This window comes from Rhodococcus sp. C26F, from assembly GCF_053345925.1.
This window is the reverse complement of sequence record NZ_JBKFBA010000022.1, coordinates 1-22,909: the sequence shown is the minus strand read 5'-3', so window position 1 is coordinate 22,909 and position 22,909 is coordinate 1. Positions and strand designations below refer to the sequence as shown.

Below are 22,909 nucleotides of genomic sequence, written 5' to 3'. Positions count from 1 at the left end.
CGTGCACCACCCCCAGCAACAACACGCGCTGAGCGGCATCCGGGTCCTCGACCTCGGCGAGATCATGCAGGCACCCGTGGCCGCGCAGGTTCTCGGCGACCTCGGCGCCGAAGTGATCAAGGTCGAGCGCGGTGTCAGCGGAGACATGCTGCGAGGCCTCGATCGCGAGTCACTCGACGAAGGTCGCCCCAGTGCCTACTTCGCCGCGGTCAACCGCAACAAGCGCAGCATCGCACTGAACCTGAAAACCTCTGAGGGGCAGGACATTCTCCATCAGCTCCTCGCGGAGGCGGATGTTCTCATCCACAGCTACCGGACCGCGGCAGTCGAACGACTGGGCTTGACCTACGACGATCTGCACGAGCGCTATCCTCGGCTCGTCTACGGCACTGCGACCGGATTCGGCGAGACCGGACCATGCGCCCACAAAGCAGGCCAGGACATGCTCGCGCAGGCACTGAGCGGAATGGCACGCGCGTGCGGCGACCCGTCGATCTCGGCATACGTACATCCGGTACCGACCGTGGACTACGCCTCGGGTATGGCCCTCGCCCAGGGAATCTTGGCGGCACTGTTCGAACGCGAGCGTTCCGGCCGCGGCCAGAAGGTCAGCGTCAACCTCTTCGATACAGCACTGGCCCTGCAGACTCTCGAAAGCTCCACACTGCTGGCGTACCAGCGTGAGACCAACTGGGTCAGCGACTGGTACAGCGGCATCTTCGAAACGACCGACGGTCTGCTCTTGGTACTCGGCCTGTTCCGCGAGAACGCTCTGGGTTTGGCATGCAAAGCTCTCGGCATCGACGATCTGTCCGTCCAGCCGACGTTCGCCACACCACAGCTCCAGGCAGAGAACAAAGAGGCCGCCAACGCGGTTCTGCGTCCGCTGGTCGCACAGTTGAGCACCGCCGAGGCGGCAGAGTTGTTCGACGGGGTCGATCTGCTGTGCGCACCGCTGCTCACCCTGCAAGAAGCGCTCGATCATCCCCAGACGCGGCACAACGGCACGCTCGTCGACGTCGAGATCGAGGGTGTGCGCACCACCCGGTTGATGGGCAACCCTGTCACGTTGTCCCGTACCCCCGCCCAGGTGCGCCGTGGGGTGCCGGCGGTCAGTGAACATGCCGACGAAATCCTCCATGAGCTCGGTATCTCCGAGTCCGATGTCCAGACCTTGCGCAGTAAGGGAGTGATCCGATGAGTAATGCGATGCAGACGGACCCGACGAGCCCGACCACCGGCACCGCCACCGCGATGGTGCTCGAGGGCTTCGGACAGACCATGACCGCGACGACGTTTCCGCGCGTGACCCCCGACGCCGGCGCGGTCGTCGTCGACGTCACGCACGCGGGAATCTGTGGAACCGACATCCACCTGCAGCAAGGTCGCCTGCCCATTCCGGTACCGCTCATCCTCGGACACGAGGCGGTCGGTCGTGTACACGCCCTCGGCGAGGGAGTCACCACCGATGCCCGGGGCGAGCAGCTGCGCGTCGGGGACGCGGTCTCATGGGCGTCCAACATCCCGTGCGGGCACTGCTACTACTGCCAGGACCAGCACGAACCGTCGCTGTGCGAGACCCGCAAGGTGTACGGCATCAACCAGTCGTCGGCCGACTGGCCCCATCTGTCGGGTGGGTGGTCCGAACAGATCTACCTCCAGCCCGGCTCGACGATCATCCGCATCCCGTCCTCGGTGACCCCGCAGCAGGTGATCGCACTCGGCTGCGCCGGCCCGACGGCCGTGCACGCCGTGAACGATATCGCCAAGCCGCAGACAGGTGATGTCGTCGTGGTCCAGGGCAGCGGACCGGTCGGTCTGGCCTGCGCCATGTACGCCACACTCGCCGGCGCGGCGAAAGTGATCATCGTCGGTGGGCCGGCCAACCGTCTCGAGGTCGCGCAGGCCGCCGGCATCGGCGACATCCACATCGACATCTTCACCGAGACCGATCAAGAGGCCCGCCTGGAACGGATCCTCGCGCACACACCGGACGGGCGCGGCGCCGACGTCGTCATCGAGGCCACCGGCGTCCCGACCGCAGTGGCCGAGGGCATCGACCTCGCCCGCCGCGGCGGCAAGTACCTCGTCGTCGGGCAGTACACCGACCACGGCGCCACCCCGATCAACCCCCACTACATCACCAAAAAGCAGCTGCAGGTGCTGGGAAGCTGGGCGTTCTCGCCGCAGAACCACCTCGAATACGTCGAATCGCTCCCCGGGCTGACCGCCCGCTTCGATCTCGCGTCGATGGTCACCGAATACCCGCTCACCGAGGCGGACGACGCCATGGCCGATATGCGGGACGGGCGCACGCTCAAGTCGGTCCTCACCACCGGAGTCCGGTCGTGACCAACTCCCGGTACACCGCGGCGATCGAGGCGATGCTCGAGCGGATCGACTCGACCGCCAAGCAGACCGACGGCACCTTCCCGCACTACGGTGACATCGAGTCCGGCGAATGGACCACCACCGCCGACGGAAACTGGACCGGAGGATTCTGGGGTGGCCTGGCCGCACTCGGCTTCGCCGCCTCGGGTGACAAGCGCCTGGCACACCTCGCCGACGACATCACCGCGCAGATCCTGCCCCGGCAGAATTCCGACACCGCCTTCCGCGGCTTCCTCTTCTGGTACGGGGCCGCAGTCAACCACCTCGTCACCGGAAGCGACGACGCGGCGCAGACTGCTCTGGCAGGTGCCCACGGCCTGCTCACCAGCTTCAACGATCGCGCCGGCATCATCCCACTCGGAGCAGAAGCAGAAGAAGCGGAAGCGGTCGGAGAAGGCGCCGCGAACATCGACGCCGTCCCGGGCACCGTCGCGCTGCTGTCGTGGGCCTCGGTACACACCGGCGACCCACGCTTCCACGACGCCGCGATCCGCCACGCGCAGCGGCACATCGAACTGTGCATCCGCACCGATGGCTCGGTCTGTCAGTCGGCGCGATTCGACACATCCAATGGTGCACTGCTGGACCGCTACACCCACAAGGGCATGAACACCGACAGCACCTGGGGCCGGGCACAGGCGTGGGCGATGGTGGCATACGCCCAGGCGGCACAGTGGGCATCGCCGTCCTTCCTGCCGACCGCCGTCCGACTGGCCGAATGGTGGCTCGACCGCACACCGAACGGCGCCGTCGTGTCCTGGGACTTCGACGCCGGCACCGGTCCGGACGTTCCGATCGACACCTCCGCCACGGCCATCGCCGCTGCCGCGCTGCTCAAGCTCGACCGGCTCGTCCCTGAGCGGACCGACTTCCGCGACCGGGCCGTCGCCCACGTCGAGGCACTCCTCGATCACCTCACCCCCACCGGACCGCACGACAGCAGACCGGCAGGGATCCTGATGGACGGTTGCTTCGACAAACGCCGCGACTTCGCGACCCGAAACGAACTGATCTGGGGCGACTACTTCCTGCTCGAGTGCCTGATCAACCTGAACAGCCGGTCCGATACGCTGAAGTTGTGACCGAGCCACCATGACGGGTCACCCGAGACCCCGGAAAGAAGATCGAGGAAAGCCGGTGTCGGAAAATACACCTACTGCAGCTCACGAGTTCACCCACTCGGACCTCAAACCGTCGATCCTCGACAACCTCGCACTTTCGCGCGCCGAACTGCTGGTTCTGACCGACGAAGCGTCGGCGATGACCACAGCAGGCCAGCGGATCCGGGAGATCGGCGACTTCGACATGTCGCTCATCGGGCGCGTCGAGGTCGATGGGGTGATGGTTCACCGCAGTTGGCAGGGCACGAAGAGCAACGCCCTGCACCGACTGGTGGTGCCGGAAGGGATCGGGCTCGGCGGCAAGAGCATCATGCTCCAACAACCCGTCTGGGTACGGGACTATCTGTCCGACCCCGGAATCACCCACGACTTCGACGCGCTCGTCGAACAGGAGTCACTGCGAGGAATGCTCGCCGTGCCCATGGCCTATGAAGGTCATGTACTCGGCGCCATGTACGTCGGCACCCGCGAATATTCGTCCTTCGGTGATCGAGTCATCGCAGAGATCCAATCGATCGCCGAAACGGCCGCCGTCACTCTCCTCAGCGCCCAAAGGGCCGCCACCCAGACAGAACTCGCCCTCGAGGCCGAACGGAAACGGCTCGCCGAATCCCTACACGATTCCGTGAGCCCGGTCCTTTTCCGGATCGGCGCCGAACTGCAGAGCCTGCGCACCCTCGCTGACGCGCAGGCGATCCACGATCGCCTGCAGGAGATCACCGAACAGGTACACGCCGTCAATGCTTCCATCCGCCGATCGCTGACCGACCTCACCGCGCGGCCTCCCGAACGAAATCTTCCGGTCGGCATCGAGGAGGACTGCCAGGCATTCACGCTCCGGACCGGTATCCCGGCTCGTTTCGTGCCCCTGACCGAATCTCCCGACCTCGATGCCAGCCGCGTCGAGGCCCTCCAACGCCTTGTGCGCGAGGCGCTGGTCAACGTGGAAAAGCACGCCGACGCGTCCACCGTGGTGGTCAGCTTGTCGGCGCGGTCGGGCAGGGTGACGGTCGTCATCAGCGACGACGGCCGGGGCGTCGACGGCACCGACGATCCGATGCGAGGAAGCCAGCTGGGGCTCGGATTGGCTGCAGGGCGCCTCGAGCGGCTCGGGGGCGGCATGTCGGTCGTCAGTGACGACGAAAGCGGCACCACCGTGCGCGGCTGGGTAGACGCTCTGGAGGGACCGAGCACATGACCGCGCCACCGAAGACCATCCGCATCCTCGTCGTCGACGATCATCCGATCGTGCGTGGCGGCGTGGAACTGCTCGCCCGCGAGGACACCGACCTCGAAGTCGTGGGAGGGGCACTGACCGGCGCGGCCGCGGTCGAATTGGCCCGCACCCTGCCCGTCGACGTCATCCTCCTCGATCTTCGACTCCCCGATATCCCTGCACCGGAACTGATTCCGCGTCTTCGTCGAGCCGCGCCGCACGCGCGGATACTGCTGTTCACCGCGTTCGCCGATCACGGTGCCATCGATCTGCTGATGGAAGCGGGCGCCGACGGCTGCCTCGTCAAGGACATCAGCGGACAGGACTTCGCCACAGCCATTCACCGTGTGTCCAGCGGAATCCGGGTGGTCGACCCGAGGTTGACGGGACCACGAAACGTCGTGACCTCCGAGGCGCTGTACCGGGCCGGCCTGACCCGGCGCGAGTACGAAGTGCTGCGTTTTGCGGCCATGGGTCACAGCAATCCCGAAATCGCTCAGGAACTGTCTCTCACCCGCAACACCGTAAAGACCTATCTGCAGAGCGCCATGCAGAAACTGAACGCGCGCAATCGCGTCGAAGCCATTGCACGCGCGCACGAACTTCGCTTGCTCTGAACCGAATTCGCTTTCCCCGGAGCGCACTCCACCTCTCCACATGGAGATGTTGTGTGTTCTGGGTCACCCATATATTCGAGCCGCAGAAATCATCTCGCGCTCGCGGCAACGGAGGCCCCACATGCCAAAAATGTCCCAAACATCGAAAGTAGGATTTGCCAGCGGTGTCGGCACAACAGTCGAATGGTACGACTTCTTCATCTACGGCACCGCAGCCGGACTCGTCTTCAACAAGATCTTCTTCCCCGAGTTCGACTCTCTGATCGGCACTCTGCTCGCCTTTGCCACGTTCTCCGCCGCCTTCGTGGCGCGCCCGCTCGGCGGAGTGGTGTTCGGTCACTTCGGGGATCGGATCGGACGCAAGTCCATGCTCGTGATCACCTTGACCATCATGGGCTTGACCACTCTCGGAGTCGGGCTGCTCCCGAGCTACGAGACCATCGGTGTCGCCGCACCGATTATCCTCGTCACCTTGCGTTTCGTGCAGGGTCTCGCACTCGGTGGTGAGATCGGCGGTGCGATTCTCATGGCCGTCGAACACGCTCCCGCCGACAAACGCGGCTACTACGGCAGCTGGGTGCAAATGGGGGTGCCGGCAGGATTGATGCTCGGTAATACGGTGTTCCTGTTGATGGCCGGACTGTCTCCCGAAGCGTTCGAGTCCTGGGGATGGCGGGTTCCCTTCCTGATCGGCGGCGCGTTCGTCGCGATCGGTCTGTTCGTCCGTCTGCATGTCGGCGAAAGCCCGAACTTCGACCGCGTCAAGAAGAACGCACAGCTGGAGAAGCTGCCCATCGGGGTGGTTCTTCGCCACTACCCCAAGCAGGTCATCCTGACCTGTGGTGCCTACTTCGCCATCGGCGTCACCTTCTACGGCACTACGGTGTTCGGCCTCAGCTACGGCGTCACGCAGGTCGGTTACACCCGAAACCAGATGTTGGCACTCGTCCTCGTCGCCATGGCGGTCACGTTCGTAGCACTACCGTTGTTCGGCAAGCTGTCGGACGCCTACGGCAGAAAGCCGGTCTTCCTCGCCGGGGTTCTCGCCATGCTGCTGTTCACCTTCCCCTGGTTCTGGCTGGTCAACTCCGGATCCTTCGCGCTGGCGATGATCGGGTTCGTGGTGTTCTGCCTCGCCTTCGCCACCTCCTACGGTCCCCTCGCAGCCTTCTTCGCCGAAGCCTTCGACACCCGTATCCGCTACACCGGAATTTCTTTCGGCTACACGATCGGCACCCTTGCCTCGAGCGCTCCCGCCCCGATCGTCGCCACGTACCTGCTCGATCGCACCGGTTCGTACGTCGCCGTGGCGTTGTTCATGGTCGCAATGTGCGCCGTCTCCGTCGTCTGCGTGATCGCCATGCGCGAGACCTACCGGCAGGATCTGTCCGGCAACGACGAAACCTCCGGACAGGAACAGTTGTCACCGACCTCTCGCTGAGCAGGCCCACGCACCGGTCCCCGGTCGGCGACGCACCCGCCCCCTGCGGCGGGCCGCCATTCGTCCGCGCGTGACCCGCGGCCGTGGACCTCGACAGACATCCATCCCACCCCGATTCCGGGGGCGCGGAACGCCTCCCCCCGCGCCCCCGGCACCATCGAAACGAGTTCAGATGAGCATCGCCGAACCGTCGCTGCACCCGTTGGCTCTGCCCACTACCTCGCTGCGTGTCCTGGTCACCGGCGTCGAACAGAACGAAGGTGCCCACGTGGCCCGAACGTTGGCGGCGGCCGGACATCACGTGTTCACGCACAGCTTCACCCTCGACGCTGCCGAGCACCTCGCCGGCCGAATCACCGATGACGGCGGGATCGTTCACTCGGTCGCGGCCGATCTGACCCTCGAATCCGACGTCGACAACATGTTCACCCACCTCGAGCGACGGCACGGCGGCATCGACGCGCTTGTGCACACCGCCTGGCTACCCGGCCCGGAGACCGCATGCCACTCGCTGAGCAGGATCCGTCCCGCCGACTGGGGCCGGTTCACCTACGACCACATGGCGTTGTTGTTCCACACGACCAGACGTGCTGCAGTATCCCTCCACCGCACCGGTGGCATCGGATCGATCGTCACCGTCACCGGCCTGGACACGCTCCGCAGAATCACCGACACCGATCGAGGACCGGCACGCGACTCCATGGACGGCGCAATCGAATCATTCGCTCTCGCCGCCGGACGTGAACTCGGCAGCAACCTCTTACGGATCAACAACGTCCGTCTGGTACCCACCCCGGTTCGGGAGACAGGTGTCGCCGCTGCTGCCCCGATACGCCTCGAGGCGGTGCTACCGGAGCTGATCGACCCAGCATCCGATATCGGCTCCGGTGGCATCTTCACTGCCTACACCTCGTTCCCTGCACCTGCGCGGTGACCGGCGTCGGCCCGATGTCCCCATTCGTTGTCATCGGGGCGTCGAATGTTGCCCGGCTCGTGTGTGCCTCGCTCACCCAACGCCACTTCGATGTTCTCCACCTCGATGCACCCGACGACCCGGAACTTCTGCAGATACCCCAGCACGACCCGGCCGGGGTCGCCGTCGTCACCCACGACGACGCGGTCGCCGTCCGTTATGCCCTCGCCATCGCCCACATCAGTCCCCACGTGCCGATGGTCGTGACCGTCTTCGACCGCACCATCGCCAACCAGCTCATCCGACTGATTCCCCACTGCCAGGTCACCTCCCCCGCAGACCTCGCGACACCGTCCCTGGCCGGCCCGTGCATCGCTGCCACGATCGACGCGGCGTACACCGCACCCCACGGCATCGCACACGTCCTCCGGCACCCCACCCACGGCGACCAGCCGACCTGGCGGCCTCTACCCCACAGCCGTACCAGCAGAATTCGCCGCCGATTCGTCCACTCCGTAGGCACCCTGCGATCCCACGATGCCGGAACCCGCATGCTGCTCACCGGCCTTACCGGACTGCTCGCCATACTTCTGATCGATTGGATATGGCTCACTGTCGGCAAGGGTCACCACTGGGTCGAGTCCCTCAAGGAAGCAGTCCAGGTCGTCGCGACCGTCGGTCCCGCACCGGCCTCACACGGCGACCACGCCTATGACGTGTTCGCGGCCGTGGCGATGTTGGCGGCGATCGTGTTCACCGCCATGTTCACCGCCGGGATAATCGAACGTCTGCTCGGAGCCAGTCTCATCGGCTTGATCGGTCAGCGGGTTCTTCCCCGCCGCAACCACGTCATCGTCGTCGGATTGGGACAGGTCGGTCTCCGGTTATGCCTCGAACTTCGCAAGCTCGGTATCCCCGTCGTCGCCATCGAACGCGATGATCGAGCTCGCAATCTTCGCCTGGCCCGAGCACTGAATATTCCTACCATCGTCGGGCACGGTACCGACAGAACCCTCCTCGAACGCGCCCGCCTCGACCGAGCCCGATGCCTTGCTGCTGTGGGTTCTGACGACCGTGACAACATCGCCGTGTCCGTAGCAGCCCACGGTGTACACCCCGACGCCAGACTCGTCCTCAGAGCCGGCGAACACGAAGCCCTCACCGACACCGGATCCCTTGTACCGCTAGGGATTACCAGAAACGTCGCAACCTTGAGCGCAACCTTTGTCGTCGGACGGTTGCTCGGTCTCGATGCCCACCGCGTGGTAGTTGCAAACGACAGGATCTACCTCGAGCTCGACGGGTCCTTCGAACAGTTCGTCCTCTCCGCACGACACCATTGCCCCCATATCACCGGAACAGACGCTCACCACCCCTCGTTTGAGGTACGACTCCGACAAACGCCGTCGAGGCAGCACACATCAACGTGACACCAATCCGGACCGGATAGGCAATAGCCTTGACGATTGCCAAGTCATGCAGCCCTGGGCCAATTTTCTCCGTCGCGCCGTGACCGCCACCAACATCCGGAACTCACCCGCCTCCTCACGTGGGCATACCGCCCGTTTCGGCTCCAATCGACTTATGCCCCACCACATCCCTGAGACCCGGAACGGTGGGCGCATCCAGGTACACCGTGCTGCCGGCGGCCCGGAACCGGTCGGACATATGCTGCATCCCGGCGACGGCGGCCTGGTCGGCGGCCTCACCGAACCTGGTCCGGATGTCTTGGGAGATGCGCATCGAGCAGAACTTCGGCCCACACATCGAGCAGAAGTGCGCAGTCTTGGCCGGTTCAGCCGGAAGCGTCTCGTCATGGAACTGCTCGGCCGTATCCGGATCCAGCGACAGAGCGAACTGATCCCGCCACCGAAACTCGAAACGCGCCTTCGACAACGCGTCGTCGCGCTCGACGGCACCGGGATGGCCCTTGGCGATGTCGGCGGCATGAGCAGCGATCTTGTACGTGATGACCCCGGTCTTCACGTCGTCCCGATTCGGCAGTCCCAGATGCTCCTTCGGGGTGACGTAACACAGCATCGCGGTGCCATGGCGGGCGATCTCGGTAGCTCCGATCGCGGAGGTGATGTGGTCGTAGCCCGGAGCAATGTCGGTCACCAGCGGCCCCAAGGTGTAGAAAGGCGCTCCATGACATAACTTCTGCTGACGCTCCACATTTTCCCGCACCCGATGGATCGGGATGTGGCCAGGGCCTTCGACCATCACCTGAACGTCGTGAGCCCAGGCACGGGTGGTCAGTTCGGCAAGGGTGTCCAGCTCGGCGTACTGCGCGGCGTCGTCGGCGTCGGCGATCGACCCGGGTCGCAGCCCGTCTCCAAGGGAGAATGCGACGTCGTAGCGGGCGAAGATCTCGCACAGTTCGTCGAAGTGGGTGTAGAGAAAATTCTCCTCGTGATGGGCGAGACACCAGCCGGCCATGATCGAACCACCTCGGGAGACGATGCCGGTGAGCCGCTCGGCCGTGAGCGGTACGTAGCGCAGCAGCACTCCGGCGTGGATGGTCATGTAGTCCACGCCCTGCTCACACTGCTCGATCACGGTGTCGCGAAAGATCTCCCATGTCAGTGCGTCGGCCTGTCCGGCGACCTTCTCCAGGGCCTGATAGATCGGCACCGTGCCGATCGGCACCGGGGAGTTACGGATGATCCACTCTCGGGTGGTGTGGATATCTTCGCCGGTGGACAGGTCCATCACCGTGTCCGCGCCCCAACGGGTGGCCCAGCGCATCTTGTCGACTTCGTCGACGATGGAGCTGGTCACCGCTGAGTTACCGATGTTGGCATTGATCTTCACCAGGAAGGACTTGCCGATGATCATCGGCTCGGACTCGGGATGGTTGACGTTGGCCGGGATGATCGCCCGACCCGCCGCCACCTCCGAGCGCACCAATTCCACGTCGCAGTTCTCCCGCAGCGCCACGAACCGCATTTCCTGGGTAATGATCCCCGCCCGGGCATAGTGCATCTGCGTGACCGTCCGGCCTGTCTTCGCTCGCACCGGGACAGGTCGGGGCCCCTTCCACTCCCGGGACGCCTCTCCACGCCGCACCGCCGAGCGGCCATCGTCGAGCAGATCCCGTTCTCGCGCCGGGTAGTGCTCGACGTCGCCGCGAGCAGCAATCCAGTCGGCGCGCGTCGGCGGGAGCCCGGCCAGCGGGTCGCTACCGGGACCTGCAGTGCGGTAGACCCGCAGCGGCGGATTCGGCACCCCGTCGGGAGAGTCATCCAAACGGATCTCCGTGACGGGCACACGCAGGTCGTGTTCCTCGTCGTGGACATAGCTCAGGGCATGGGAATCGGATGCACTCATCGGAATCGTTCCTACTTCCTTCGCCGGCATTACCCGGGCAGGTTCGACGGTCGCAGGCTGCCTCAGCCCGATCTCAGCCCCTGCAATAGGGCTCCCGTGGGGACGGCACCGACCCTAACACCCGGCTTCTCCCGCTGCAGATGTAGCTGCCCTGCCGTCCGAGTGCCGCGAGGTCGGCCCATCCTGTACGAGCTACAAGGGGGGTACTCTTCTATATGTCATTGACTGCTGACTCGAGGAGATCGGGACCTTGTCCGCACAGCTGGCCTTCGATGCCCTCGCCGACCCTGTACGGCGAGCCATTCTCACTGTGCTGGCAGAGCGCGACGAGTGCAGTGTCAACGAACTGGTCGAACAGATCGACAGCGTGGGACGTACCGGGGTCTCGAACCACCTTCGAATCCTGCGGCACGCGGGATTGGTCACCGAACGTAAGGCCGGCCGCTTCCGCTTCTACTCGATCGACCCGGCCGGTCCCGCTCGGGACGTCATCGCAATGTTGCAGGAATTGTTCCGAGGAGCGCTGGCAGATGCCGTCGAGGCCGCAGACCGCACCGCTGTCACCGACACAACCTTGCGACGTGCGTAGCTTCCAGGGAACACGGTGACCCAGCTCGTACTGCACGCGGAAGAGTGGACCGCATCCCTGCCCTCGGTGGCCTACAGCCTTTTCGGAGCAGACGCGGAGGCGGGATGGCTGTTCGGCGCGGTATGCGATCGGGTCGAACCCGGCGCCGCTGTGCGTATGGCGGTCCACCTCAGCGGTTCCGGAGCAGATCCGGTCGAAATCCTTGGGCGCATTGCTGCCGCACGTCCGCATGCGTACCTTGAAATCGTGCACGACCAGCCTTGGCGAGGGCGTATCAAACTCCGTTTCGAAGCCGCAAATGGTGGCACGAGAGTTCGGCTCGTCGCCGAGCTCGACCAGCCCGGATTGGAATGGTTGATGCGGCGTCGAGGGTTCCCTACCTCTCGAAACGTCTCTTCCCATACCCGTTTGGGCTTGTTGACGTCGAAATCCGGACCCGGCAGTCTTTTCGCCACCGCAATCGACAACGTCGCCATGCTGGCGCTGGAGGAAATCAATGCCGAGGGCGGTATCCGCGGCCGTCCAGTCGAGTTGATCGTGGGCGATGACGCCACAGACCCGCAGACCGGCGTCAGGGAAGCGCGACGACTCGTCCAGGCAGGCTGCCGGACCATCCTGGTCGCCACCACATCGGCTACCTACACTGCAGTTGCCGAAGCGCTCAGCGATGCACCCGTGCTGCTGGTACAGCCGGTCATGAACGAAGGAGGGAGCGGCGATCGTCTCCGTCTCCAGCTCGGCGAGCGGCCGGACGACCAGTTGGCAGCAGCCGTGAAACCGCTCATGCGGATGGAGGGGGTGCGACGATGGTTTCTGGCCGGCGATGATTATTGTTGGCCCCGCACGACACACGGCCTGGCTCGCCAACTGTTGCCTCGGTACGGCGCCCGAGTCGTCGGGGAAAAGTTCGCGTCTCTGGGAACTCGTGACTTCGCCCCGATCATCGAATCGATCCAGAAATCGGGTGCCGACATCGTACTGTCGACCTTCGTCGGAGCTGATGCTGTTGCGTTCGAACGGCAATGTTATGCAATGGGATTGCGGGATCAGTGCATTACTCTGGCGCCTGCCTTGGAAGAGTCCACGCTGACGTACATCGGCGCCGAAGCGGCTCGTGGCCTCTACACCGTCTCGGGGTACTTCCAAAGATTACAAACGGAAGGCAACGCCTCGCTTCTGAAGAGGTACCAGGCGGAATTCGGTCCTTGGGCACCGCCGCTGTCGACGTTGAGCGAGTCTGTGTTCGAGGCGGTTCACATATGGTGGCAGGCGGCTCGGAAAGCCGAGGATAGCGAGCGGATCGCCGCGAGAATGCGTCACGGCGAGTTTCAGCTACCGCGGGGTACCGTCACTTTGAGCGAGGACCGACTCAGACAGCAGCTGCATTTGACGAAAGCGACCGGCACGGAACTGTATCCCGCCCTCGGATAAGTTCGGGCAACCACGATTTCTGGTACCGAAGATCAGGGCATGTGTCTTGATCACCTCGACGTGGTTGCGTTCGCCTACCGTTCGGTTCTTCGCCGGGGATGCGCAACCTCCGGGCCCACCGTGTGCACCTGCCGGGTCGTCCATACATCGGTGTCGTCAGAATTGTTTCCGACTGCGATCAGGCCCCACGTCATCACTGTTCGGTGCGATGTCGATCTCGGTCAAGGCGACGATGACAGCTGCCAGATCCTCGTCTGTGGGATCGGGACCGGATGCGGAGGTCGAGTCTTTCTGCCCCGGTGAGATCCGTTTCCCTCTCGGGGGTGGCTCTGACTTCATTCTCCATCTTCCTTTGTGCACGTCTCACTGCGGCGCATCTGGCCACAGTTCAGCATCTTATGGAATAGCTCCGAATGCAGACGGTTCACAGCTCCGTCCGGGGGATCGACGAGCGCCTTCCTGTCGCCGAAGCGAGCAGCAGTGTGGTTGAATTTGTTGCCGTCAGCGAGGTCGAACGGCAGAGTGAATGCGCGGCAATCGAACTCAGATTAGCGAGCCGTTGCCGGACTGTCCATAGCGCGTCAGTGTGATACATGCGGGAACAAAGAATTACTGCCACAACGCTTTTGCCGACGCAGGGAGTGCGGCACTCTACTGTACGCAACCCGCACACCGGATCGGTCGTCACGATCGCGCCTCCAGACGGATGGCGGGAGGCGCACTTTCTCTCTGGAGCGACTCGCGCCGACGCGTCCACGCCCGGACAGCCCACAGCGCGGATCACCCAGTCCGGTGGTAACAAGACAGTTACATGTCATTAGGTCATGACGTGTTGACGCATTAGATGGGGGCACATAGGGTTGGTGACTCACGGCACAAGGAGAGCATTTCATGGATGGAATCCACGACCTCGGGGGCCGCGCCGGCCTAGGTCCGGTCAACCCCGAATCCGATGAACCTGTTTTCCATTCCGATTGGGAGCGGTCGGTTTTGACAATGTTTCCGGCCATGGCGCTGGCCGGCGCGTTCAATCTCGACCAGTTCCGGGGCGCGATGGAGCAGATCCCCCCGCACGACTATCTGACCTCGCAATACTACGAGCACTGGATGCACGCGATGATCCACCACGGCATCGAGGCAGGCATCTTCGATCCCGACGAACTCGACCGCCGCACCCAGTACTACATGGACCATCCGGACGAAGCGACCCCCACGCGGCAGGATCCGCGACTGGTGGAGACGATCTCGCAGCTGATCACCCACGGAGCCGATTACCGACGCCCAACCGCCACCGAGCCCGCATTCGCCGTAGGCGACAAAGTCATCGTGCGGCCGGACGCCTCACCGAACACCCACACCCGCCGCGCCGGATACGTCCGTGGCCGTGTCGGCGAAGTCGTGGCGACCCACGGCGGGTATGTCTTCCCGGACACCAACGCACTCGGCGCCGGTGAAAACCCCGAACACCTGTACACAGTGCGGTTCTCGGCGACCGAGTTGTGGGGTGAACCTGCCGCCCCGAACGTCGTCAATCACATCGACGTGTTCGAACCGTATCTGCTACCGGCCTGACCAGGTCATCCGGTCCACCCAGCGAGACGTCCCTTCACCACAGACAGAAACGAGTCCACCCCGATGACCGCCCACAATCCCGTCCAGGGCCCGTTGCCACGATCGAATGAGGAGATCGCCGCACGCGTGAAGGCCATGGAGACCATCCTCGTCGACAAGGGCCTGATCTCCACCGACGCCATCGACCACATGTCCTCGGTCTACGAGAACGAGGTCGGTCCTCAACTCGGCGCCAAGATCGTCGCCCGCGCCTGGGTCGATCCCGAGTTCAAGCAGCGCCTGCTCACCGACGCCACCAGCGCCTGCCGTGAAATGGGCGTCGGCGGCATGCAGGGCGAAGAAATGGTCGTGCTGGAAAACACCGACACGGTCCACAACATGGTCGTATGTACCTTGTGCTCGTGCTATCCGTGGCCGGTTCTCGGCCTGCCACCCAACTGGTACAAGTACCCCGCCTACCGCGCCCGCGCTGTCCGCGACCCCCGGGGTGTGCTGGCCGAATTCGGATATACCCCCGACGCTGACGTCGAGATCCGGATATGGGACTCGAGTGCCGAACTTCGCTACTGGGTCCTGCCGCAACGCCCAGCCGGCACCGAGAACTTCACCGAAGAACAACTCGCCGACCTCGTCACCCGCGACTCGCTCATCGGCGTATCCGTCCCCACCACACCCAGCAAGGCCTGACATGCCCCGACTCAACGAACAACCCCACCCGGATCTCGAAGACAACCTCGGCGACCTGGTACAGAATCTGCCGTTCAACGAACGAATCCCCCGCCGCTCCGGCGAGGTCGCCTTCGATCAGGCCTGGGAGATCCGCGCCTTCAGCATTGCCACCGCATTGCATGGCCAGGGCCGATTCGAATGGGACGAATTCCAGTCCCGCCTGATCGAGTCGATCAAACAGTGGGAAGCCGAACACGCCACCACCGAGCAGTGGAGTTACTACGAGCGTTGGATGCTCGCACTCGAAGAGTTGCTGCACGACAAGGGATTTGTCGCAGGCGAGGAGCTCGCGCACCGTACCGATCAGGTGCTGGCAACGCCCGTCGGCGCCCATCACCAGCACGCCGTGCGCGATCCCATCGCCGTGCACGCCATCGGCACACCCACCACTGACTCCGACGGGTAGCCGGAGCCTCGTCGCCGCGAACCCAGCGGGTTCACCGACGTCGAGTCGCTCCCGGAAGCGCGCTCCGTGTAACAGCGACTGTTGGTGCGAATCCCGAACGCCGCGACATCAGTATCTTCCCGGTCTTCAGGCCCGGCTCCACCGCGGACCTACGGAGCGTCACCGGTACCGCGGCTCGAATCGGGCCGGATCATGCCCGCACCGCACCCGCGGCACCCCGAACATTTCAGTCTCAGGCGTATCCGAAAAACGCTGCGAATCATCTGAAGGACAAGCGTTTGACCAGCACCACCATTACACCGCACCACATAGGTGGTGCCTGGACTCGAACCGAGCGTCGACGGTTGGCGTCCGTTGTCGGTGCCATCGTGATCCTGCACGTCTTGGGCGTGGCGCTGTACTTGGGATACTCGGGCAACCCGGCAGCGGCCGGGGGCCTCGCCGGATCCGGTGTGCTCGCCTACGTGCTCGGCGTTCGTCACGCATTCGACGCCGACCACATCGCGGCAATCGACGACACGACACGCCTGATGCTGCTACGGGGACGCCGTCCCGTTGGAGTCGGATTCTTCTTCGCGATGGGACACTCGACCGTCGTCGTTGTCCTTGCCCTCGTCGTGGCACTGGGCGCGAGCGCCCTGACCACGACCGAACTCGAAGGAGTACAGGAAATCGGCGGGTTGGTCGCCACCGTCGTCGCCGTCACCTTCCTGTTGATCGTTGCAGGACTCAACAGTGTGGTCCTGCGCAATCTGCTTTGCCTGTCCCGACAGGTACGCGCCGGATCGGACATCACCGGCGACCTCGAGAGCAGACTCAGTGAGCGCGGGCTGTTCACCCGCCTACTGGGCAACCGCTGGCGCGGACTGGTTCGATCGTCCTGGCACATGTACCCCGTCGGCCTGTTGATGGGACTGGGGCTCGAGACCGCCTCCGAGGTCACCTTGCTCACCCTCACCGCCTCGGCAGCCACCGGGGGCACGTTGTCGATAGCCGCTGTGCTCAGCCTCCCGTTGCTCTTCGCCGCGGGGATGAGCACGTTCGACACAGCGGACTCCTTGTTCATGACCCGTGCATACTCGTGGTCGTACCAGGACCCCCAGCGTCGACTGAACTTCAACATTGCGACGACCGGCGCCACCGTGATCATCGGCCTCTTCGTAGCCGGCATCTACGTATGTGCACTACTGGCACACCTGCCCATGTTCGCTGCGCTGTCCCCGATCGGTGACATCTCCGAAAACTTCGAATTCCTCGGCTATGCCGTCGCAGCCGCCTTCATCCTCACCTGGACAGGCGCGTTGCTGTTCAACCACCTGAAAGCTCAACGGAACTGAAGGCGCCCACGATCACATCAGCCACCGAGATACCCATAGCGCTGACAGACACTTACGACACAGCGCACCGAGCGATCCCTCCCTCCTCCACTCGATGATGCTGTTCACATATTCGAAAGGAACCTCATGTCTTCGTTGACTCGCCCCAATTCCAACCAAATGTCGGCCCTGAACAACCACTTCCGATTCGGACTGACGACGCCGGAACTCGAAGAGTTCGCACCGGCCCTCGAAGCGACGCTCGCGTCCTCAGAAACCGTCGAACGCCTCTACGAGCGCACCGCGCCCGAGCCGCCTCAGCGGTCATGGACCTCACCCTCGGCGGACGAGAACCCGCTGAGCGCCTGGTACGTCACCACCTCGATCAGCGAAACCGACGACGGCCCCCTCGCCGGGCGAACGGTCGCCGTGAAGGACAACGTCGCAGTCGCCGGCGTGCCGATGATGAACGGCTCCCGAACCGTCGAGGGCTTCACCCCACGCTACGACGCCACCGTCGTACGCCGCCTGCTCGACGCCAGCGCAACGATCACCGGTAAAGCGGTGTGTGAAGATCTCTGCTTCTCCGGCGCCAGTTTCACTTCCCACCCCCAGCCGGTCCGCAACCCCTGGGACGAAAGCCGCATCACCGGCGGCTCGTCCAGTGGCAGCGGCGCCCTGGTCGCCAGCGGCCAGGTGGATATGGCAGTCGGCGGCGACCAGGGCGGTTCGATCCGCATCCCCGCCGCGTTCTGCGGCATCGTCGGACACAAACCCACCCACGGACTGGTCCCCTATACGGGAGCATTTCCCATCGAGCGAACCATCGACCACCTCGGTCCGATGACGCGCACGGTCAGCGACGCCGCCGCAATGCTCACCGTCCTCGCCGGCACCGACGGCCTCGATCCCCGACAGACCCACCGGATCGAACCGGTGGACTACCTCGCGGCGCTGGCCGAACCCGCATCGGGTCTGCGCGTGGGTGTGGTCACCGAAGGCTTCGACACCCCTGTCTCCGACGCTGCCGTCGACAATGCCGTCCGCACCGCCATCGACGTACTGCGCTCGTCCGGACTTACCGTCGAAGAAGTCTCGATCCCCTGGCACCTCGATGCAATGGCCGTCTGGAACGTGATCGCCACCGAGGGAGCGGCCTACCAGATGCTCGACGGCAATGCCTACGGCATGAACACTGATGGCTTCTACGATCCCGAACTGATCGCCCACTTCTCCCGTCAACGACTCGAGCACGGTCACCAACTGTCGAAGACGGTCAAACTCGTCGGGATGTCCGGGCGCTACACATTGGAGGTAGGCGGTGGCAAGTACTACGCCATGGCCCGCCAACTCGTCCCCGAAGTCCGCGCCGCCTACGACGCCGCATTGGCGCGGTACGACGTGCTGGTGATGCCCACCCTCCCCTACACCGCCACCAAGATCCCGACCATGGACATTCCGCTGGCCGACTACCTGGACACCGCACTGTCGATGATCATCAACACCGCACCATTCGACGTCACCGGTCACCCCGCCTGCAGTGTCCCCGCTGATCTGGTCCACGGTCTTCCCACCGGAATGATGATCATCGGCAAGCATTTCGACGACGCGACGGTGCTGCGCGTCGCCCATCTCTACGAACATGCAGTCGGGAACTATCCTGTGCCGCCGGCTGCAGCCAGCACCATCGCATAACCCGTTTGTCCGACCGTACGAGACCATGCGCTGCGGACTCGTACGGTCGGACCGGAACCGGTGACTATCGGACACCTCCCTCGCCCCGAGCGCGCGTTCGGGAGCGAGGACACTCAACCCGCCGTACGCCGCTGCTCTGGAAGGACTTTCCTGAGGAAGGCGCAATTATCGAGCGAAAGACCCCGCATGCAATCCTACGAAGAACGTGTAGAGAACAGCATCCTGGTGCTACGCCCGATCGGTGTGCTGCGAGGCGCCCCGTCGGCTCGGCTGCGGCAGCGTCTGGACCGAGCGCTGGCCGACGATACCGATGTGGTCGTCGACCTCGGGAGCGTGACCGCTGTAGATTCCACCGGTCTCGGTGTGATGGTCCATGCCATCAAGACGGCACGGACGCATCGTCGTTCTCTGACATTCGCCGCGCCCAGCACCCGGGTGAAGGCGATGATCGAACGGACCCGCTTACAGTCGGTAATCACACTGTCGCCGTCGGTCGAGGCTGCTATGGAACGCATCCGATGATCCGTCACGCTCGAGCAGACACCGACACAGACACAGACACACACCGCTGCAGATCCGCCGGACCACGGCCACCTCTGCACTCCATCCAAATCATGGAACCTTGAGCGAAACCCATGTTCTCGAAAGACGCTCCTGGGCAGTTCACGTCGACAACTGTCACCGGTGCACCCGCGCCGACGCAGCTCGTTGATCGCGCGCGTTCGGCCGACGCAACGGTCGCTACCCCCACGCTCACCCGTCGAGTCGGGAAGGCTGGAAACCTGGGAGAGGCACCGATATGACCTGGATGCGACTCGTCTGCATGTCGGCGATACTCCTGGTCGTCGCCCTTGCGAGCGCGTGCATCATCCCCGGACCCAGTGCAGCATCGCCAGGTGAGGACACAAGCGCACCGACCTCCACCCCATGGGTCTCGTATGCTCACCCACTGCGGGTGACCACCACCAGTGGTACTTTGCACCTCGACGGCCGACCCTGGTGGCCGACCGGCTTCAATGCATATCAACTGGCTACGGATTGGACGGTCAACGCCGGTTGCGGAGCGATGGTGGATCTGGACTCCTACTTCTCGTCCCGCCAACCGGGGACAGTGACCCGATTCAACGCCTTTCAGAATCTGGCCGTGGACAAGCGCAACGGCAAGCTGAACTTCGAACCGATCGATGCGGTGTTCGCGGCCGCCGAACGGCACCGACAGTTACTCATCCCGGTGCTCGCCGCCCAGGACGGCGCCTGTGAGGACGAGCAATACAAAACGCGCGAGTGGTATCTCGGCGGATGGAAAGAACCCACCGACATGCCGCTGAGCTACAGCGAGTGGGTTGCTGCCGCCGTCGATCGCTGGGCCGGATCACCTTCGATCGCTGCATGGGAACTACTCGGCGAACCCGAGGTCGGCGTCTGCACCACCCCCGACTGCGACCTGCACCAACATCGGTGCCCGGAAGACTCGTCGCAGGTGCTGCGCGACTGGGTCGATGCGGCCGGGGCGGTGGCTCGTGCGCACGATCAGAGACACCTGCTCACGCTCGGTCTACTCGGGGGCGAGCAGTGCGGTCTCGCCGACGGTGGTTATGCCCTGGTCGCTGCCTCGCCCTATCTCGACGTGGTTCAGTACCACGACTACGACGATGCGGCATTCCTCCCACTGCGACTCGAACAAACCGAAAAACCTGTGCTCGTTGCCGAGTTCGGGATCCGCGCTGGAAGCTGCCTACCCCTGACCGAACGCGCCACCCGCGTCGGTGCCCAGATCGACCGGTATCACACGATGGGCACTGCCGGGGCGCTGTTGTGGGCCTTCGTACTGGATCCTCGACCACAGGAATGCACGTACGACATCGGCCCCTTCGACCCCATCCACGGCTTGCCCCAGATGAGATAGGGACGCGCCCCGGGCCGGCGCGTCGGGGTGACAGTCGTCTCGGAGGCCACGGAACCGATTGCTCGGGCCGGCTTCCGCCACACTCACCCATGGTGAAGGTGATGAGTACCCGGCAGCCGCGGATGCCGGTATTCTGTGTCCGGGCTCGACGCCCCACCGCGTGAAGTCGTCTTCCCTCATTGCACGAATCGAACGCGATTCCGAAATTGTTTGTGCACTAGTACTTCTGATTGAAGTCGATTAGGTCGTATCGGGAGGCACCGTCGGTGCCCGCTTAGATTGTCGAGGCGGACACCGACGGCTCCCGTACCTGTCGCCGACAGGGCGGCGACGGTTCGTCGCAGAGCGACGAAACGGGGTTCTCGTTCTCGGTACTGCGCAGCGACTCGGACATAGTCGCGTAGCAACTCGGAACAGCAGGGGCGAGGTTCCAAGCACGGAGAACAGAATGTTGAAACAAGGCCCCGTCCTCCCCGATAGGGCGACTCGCTCCAACACCAAAAGACTAGCGAAAAACTCGCCGTAACAGCAAATTACATGGCTTTTCATCCGTCCCGACACTGCATCGTCGAAGCACCCGACGATGAGCACAGATGACATCCTGTCCCGTTCCCATCTCCCGACAGACCGGATCTTCTTGCCAACGCCGCCGACGAACGACTCCACCCCCCTGAGTCCGGCGCCGAGCACACTCCCACAACCGTGGGTTCCGGTCGGACAGATACGGACGAGTTCCGAACGCCCGGATCAATGCCACACAGCCGACCCCACTGTCCCCGAACCCTGCCCGGCCACGAAACCCACTGGTAGCTAGGCAACTCGTGGTCACGCGCAGGAACCCTGTGATATACACATACAGTTCACGGAGCATTGATGGTCGACAGCAGGGGCCACACTGCCAACCAACAGCTTTCGTGACGCACCAGCGTCGTTCCAGGGGAACACGGCGCGAACGGACGCGCGCAGACGCACGGCCTCGCCGACAATGCCAACGCACACCTCCCCACTGTTCACTTCCGCCGACTCCGCCGGACCGATCGACTGGAATGGCATCGGCCGAAACGGCCCTGGTCCTGCAGAGGAGATGGAACGCTGCACGATGAGTAGCATCGTGTTCCGCCACCGTGCGGATCGACAGGCCCTCAAGACGCCGGTGAACACACTGGACAAGGTGCGCACGCACCGAAGACATGTCCAGAAGTTCCCGGTGTAGCGTTCTGGGACACTCCGAACCGGTGTCACCTCGTTTGCATAGAGTCCGTTCTCGCCGTGAGGTCTTCGGAGGTGGATGTGTGGTAACCGACCGGTTCCGTGAGCAAGCAGAAGAACACGGTTCCGATAGCTGTGAGAATCTCATACCGAAAATGCGGCCGGAGATCGAACAGTCCTGGCGCCGCTGCCTCGCAATGGGAGTGACACCCGACAGTTCTCCACTGCGCTATATCGACGACGCACCCACCGATCCGAAGCTTGTGCGTGCGGCCCGGCCGGTCCTGGATCGGTTGGCCGATCAACTCGCCGACGCACCGGTGACGATCTTGCTCGCCTCCCAGGATGCGACCATCGTCGACCGCCGGGCCGGGCAGCGGTCGCTGCTCGGTCGTCTCGACCGTGCCCAGGTCGCCCCGGGGTTCATCTTCGCCGAGGAATGCGCCGGAACCAACGGGATCGGCACCGCACTCGAGGAACGCAAAGCGTTCCGGGTGCGCGGGGAGGAACACCTGCTCGAGTCGCTGCACCCGCTGGCCTGTGTCGGTTCACCGATCGTCGATCCGGTCTCGCGTGCGGTGACCGGCATTCTCGACATCACCTGCGAGGTCGACGATGTCAACGAGCTGATGGCGCCGCTGGTGCTCTCGGCCGTGCGCGACATCGAAGAGCGGCTGTTCGCCTTGTCCGCGCGAAGCGAGCAGAGCCTGCTGCGCGAATACATGCGCAGCAAACGCCGCGGCCACGCGGCGGTGGTGGCGATGAGCCGGGACACGGTGATCGCGACCCCGACGGTGTCGCGGTTGATGGACTCGACCGATCAGATGATGATCTGGGACTGGATCAGCACCCACCTGGCCGCCAAGGACGAATGGGAAGGACCGCTGCGTTTCGCCGAGGGCATCGACGTGCGGGTCCATGCCCGCCGGGTCGGCGAGCCCACCGATCCGCTCAGCGCGATCATCGAACTGCGCCCGCTGGCCTCCCCGGCCCCGCCGCGCCCCCGCGCGCGCCTGACCCCGGCCCG

At 64.1% G+C, this 22,909-nt stretch carries 20 protein-coding genes, 1 pseudogene and 1 riboswitch; of the genes and pseudogenes, 18 read left to right on the top strand and 3 right to left on the bottom strand.

The window, feature by feature from the left end; translation table 11 throughout:
• The first annotated feature begins 1 nt into the window (after position 1).
• From ACLBYD_RS19785 to ACLBYD_RS19755, 7 genes are all read left to right on the top strand, one after another.
• Complete coding sequence (locus tag ACLBYD_RS19785) at positions 2-1,201, top strand: CaiB/BaiF CoA transferase family protein (protein WP_447817774.1); 1,200 nt, start codon at positions 2-4, stop codon at positions 1,199-1,201.
• Entirely contained in the window at positions 1,198-2,352 is a 1,155-nt protein-coding gene (locus ACLBYD_RS19780) for a zinc-binding dehydrogenase (protein WP_447817773.1), read from the top strand. Before ACLBYD_RS19785 ends, ACLBYD_RS19780 begins: the two co-directional genes overlap by 4 nt.
• Positions 2,349-3,473, top strand: coding sequence for a glucuronyl hydrolase (locus ACLBYD_RS19775; protein ID WP_447817772.1), 1,125 nt, complete (start codon positions 2,349-2,351; stop codon positions 3,471-3,473). Before ACLBYD_RS19780 ends, ACLBYD_RS19775 begins: the two co-directional genes overlap by 4 nt.
• 55 nt (positions 3,474-3,528) lie before the next feature.
• Positions 3,529-4,710, top strand: a complete 1,182-nt coding sequence (locus ACLBYD_RS19770) for a GAF domain-containing sensor histidine kinase (RefSeq protein WP_447817771.1) — start codon at positions 3,529-3,531, stop codon at positions 4,708-4,710.
• Positions 4,707-5,345, top strand: coding sequence for a response regulator (locus ACLBYD_RS19765; RefSeq protein ID WP_447817770.1), 639 nt, complete (start codon positions 4,707-4,709; stop codon positions 5,343-5,345). Before ACLBYD_RS19770 ends, ACLBYD_RS19765 begins: the two co-directional genes overlap by 4 nt.
• Positions 5,346-5,475: 130 nt before the next feature.
• A complete protein-coding gene (locus ACLBYD_RS19760) occupies positions 5,476-6,786 on the top strand; it encodes an MFS transporter (RefSeq protein ID WP_447817769.1) in 1,311 nt (436 codons plus the stop codon).
• Positions 6,787-6,958: 172 nt separating this feature from the next.
• Positions 6,959-7,720 (top strand): SDR family oxidoreductase, encoded by a 762-nt coding sequence (locus ACLBYD_RS19755; protein WP_447817768.1) that lies wholly within the window; start codon positions 6,959-6,961, stop codon positions 7,718-7,720.
• Here the strand turns inward: ACLBYD_RS19755 and ACLBYD_RS19750 are convergent.
• Positions 7,690-7,950 (bottom strand): hypothetical protein, encoded by a 261-nt coding sequence (locus ACLBYD_RS19750; protein ID WP_447817767.1) that lies wholly within the window; start codon positions 7,948-7,950, stop codon positions 7,690-7,692. The genes ACLBYD_RS19755 and ACLBYD_RS19750 overlap by 31 nt on opposite strands.
• Entirely contained in the window at positions 7,917-8,114 is a 198-nt protein-coding gene (locus ACLBYD_RS19745; RefSeq protein WP_447817766.1) for a hypothetical protein, read from the bottom strand. Before ACLBYD_RS19745 ends, ACLBYD_RS19750 begins: the two co-directional genes overlap by 34 nt.
• Before the next feature lie 136 nt (positions 8,115-8,250).
• Here ACLBYD_RS19745 and ACLBYD_RS19740 point away from each other — a divergent pair, with 136 nt between their 5' ends.
• Positions 8,251-9,129 (top strand): potassium channel family protein, encoded by an 879-nt coding sequence (locus ACLBYD_RS19740; protein WP_447817765.1) that lies wholly within the window; start codon positions 8,251-8,253, stop codon positions 9,127-9,129.
• 115 nt (positions 9,130-9,244) lie between these two features.
• Here the strand turns inward: ACLBYD_RS19740 and thiC are convergent, their stop codons facing one another.
• The gene (thiC, locus tag ACLBYD_RS19735) at positions 9,245-11,029 is read right to left on the bottom strand and encodes a phosphomethylpyrimidine synthase ThiC (protein ID WP_447817763.1); all 1,785 of its coding nucleotides are present in this window, start codon (positions 11,027-11,029) and stop codon (positions 9,245-9,247) included.
• Positions 11,028-11,137, bottom strand: a riboswitch (TPP riboswitch). (Overlaps the previous gene by 2 nt.)
• 142 nt (positions 11,138-11,279) lie before the next feature.
• On the opposite strand from thiC, the gene ACLBYD_RS19730 reads away from it, so the two are divergent.
• The 10 genes and pseudogenes from ACLBYD_RS19730 to ACLBYD_RS19685 all read left to right on the top strand — a co-directional run.
• A complete protein-coding gene (locus ACLBYD_RS19730; RefSeq protein ID WP_447817762.1) occupies positions 11,280-11,618 on the top strand; it encodes an ArsR/SmtB family transcription factor in 339 nt (112 codons plus the stop codon).
• Positions 11,619-11,633: 15 nt separating this feature from the next.
• The gene (locus tag ACLBYD_RS19725; RefSeq protein WP_447817761.1) at positions 11,634-13,049 is read left to right on the top strand and encodes a substrate-binding protein; all 1,416 of its coding nucleotides are present in this window, start codon (positions 11,634-11,636) and stop codon (positions 13,047-13,049) included.
• 891 nt (positions 13,050-13,940) lie between these two features.
• Positions 13,941-14,621, top strand: a complete 681-nt coding sequence (gene nthB, locus ACLBYD_RS19720) for a nitrile hydratase subunit beta (RefSeq protein ID WP_447817760.1) — start codon at positions 13,941-13,943, stop codon at positions 14,619-14,621.
• A gap of 63 nt (positions 14,622-14,684) precedes the next feature.
• Entirely contained in the window at positions 14,685-15,308 is a 624-nt protein-coding gene (nthA, locus tag ACLBYD_RS19715; RefSeq protein ID WP_447817759.1) for a nitrile hydratase subunit alpha, read from the top strand.
• A gap of 1 nt (position 15,309) precedes the next feature.
• Positions 15,310-15,756, top strand: a complete 447-nt coding sequence (locus tag ACLBYD_RS19710; RefSeq protein WP_447817758.1) for a nitrile hydratase accessory protein — start codon at positions 15,310-15,312, stop codon at positions 15,754-15,756.
• A 344-nt stretch (positions 15,757-16,100) separates the two neighbouring features.
• Entirely contained in the window at positions 16,101-17,093 is a 993-nt protein-coding gene (locus ACLBYD_RS19705) for a HoxN/HupN/NixA family nickel/cobalt transporter (protein WP_447817757.1), read from the top strand.
• 126 nt (positions 17,094-17,219) lie between these two features.
• Positions 17,220-18,767 carry an amidase gene (locus ACLBYD_RS19700; protein WP_447817756.1) on the top strand — a complete coding sequence of 516 codons (1,548 nt, stop codon included), beginning with the start codon at positions 17,220-17,222 and terminating at the stop codon, positions 18,765-18,767.
• A gap of 186 nt (positions 18,768-18,953) precedes the next feature.
• A complete protein-coding gene (locus tag ACLBYD_RS19695; RefSeq protein ID WP_447817755.1) occupies positions 18,954-19,289 on the top strand; it encodes an STAS domain-containing protein in 336 nt (111 codons plus the stop codon).
• Positions 19,290-19,566: 277 nt separating this feature from the next.
• Complete coding sequence (locus tag ACLBYD_RS19690) at positions 19,567-20,673, top strand: beta-mannosidase (protein ID WP_447817754.1); 1,107 nt, start codon at positions 19,567-19,569, stop codon at positions 20,671-20,673.
• 1,364 nt (positions 20,674-22,037) lie between these two features.
• Positions 22,038-22,909, top strand: a pseudogene (locus ACLBYD_RS19685) (sigma-54-dependent Fis family transcriptional regulator); the annotation flags it as partial.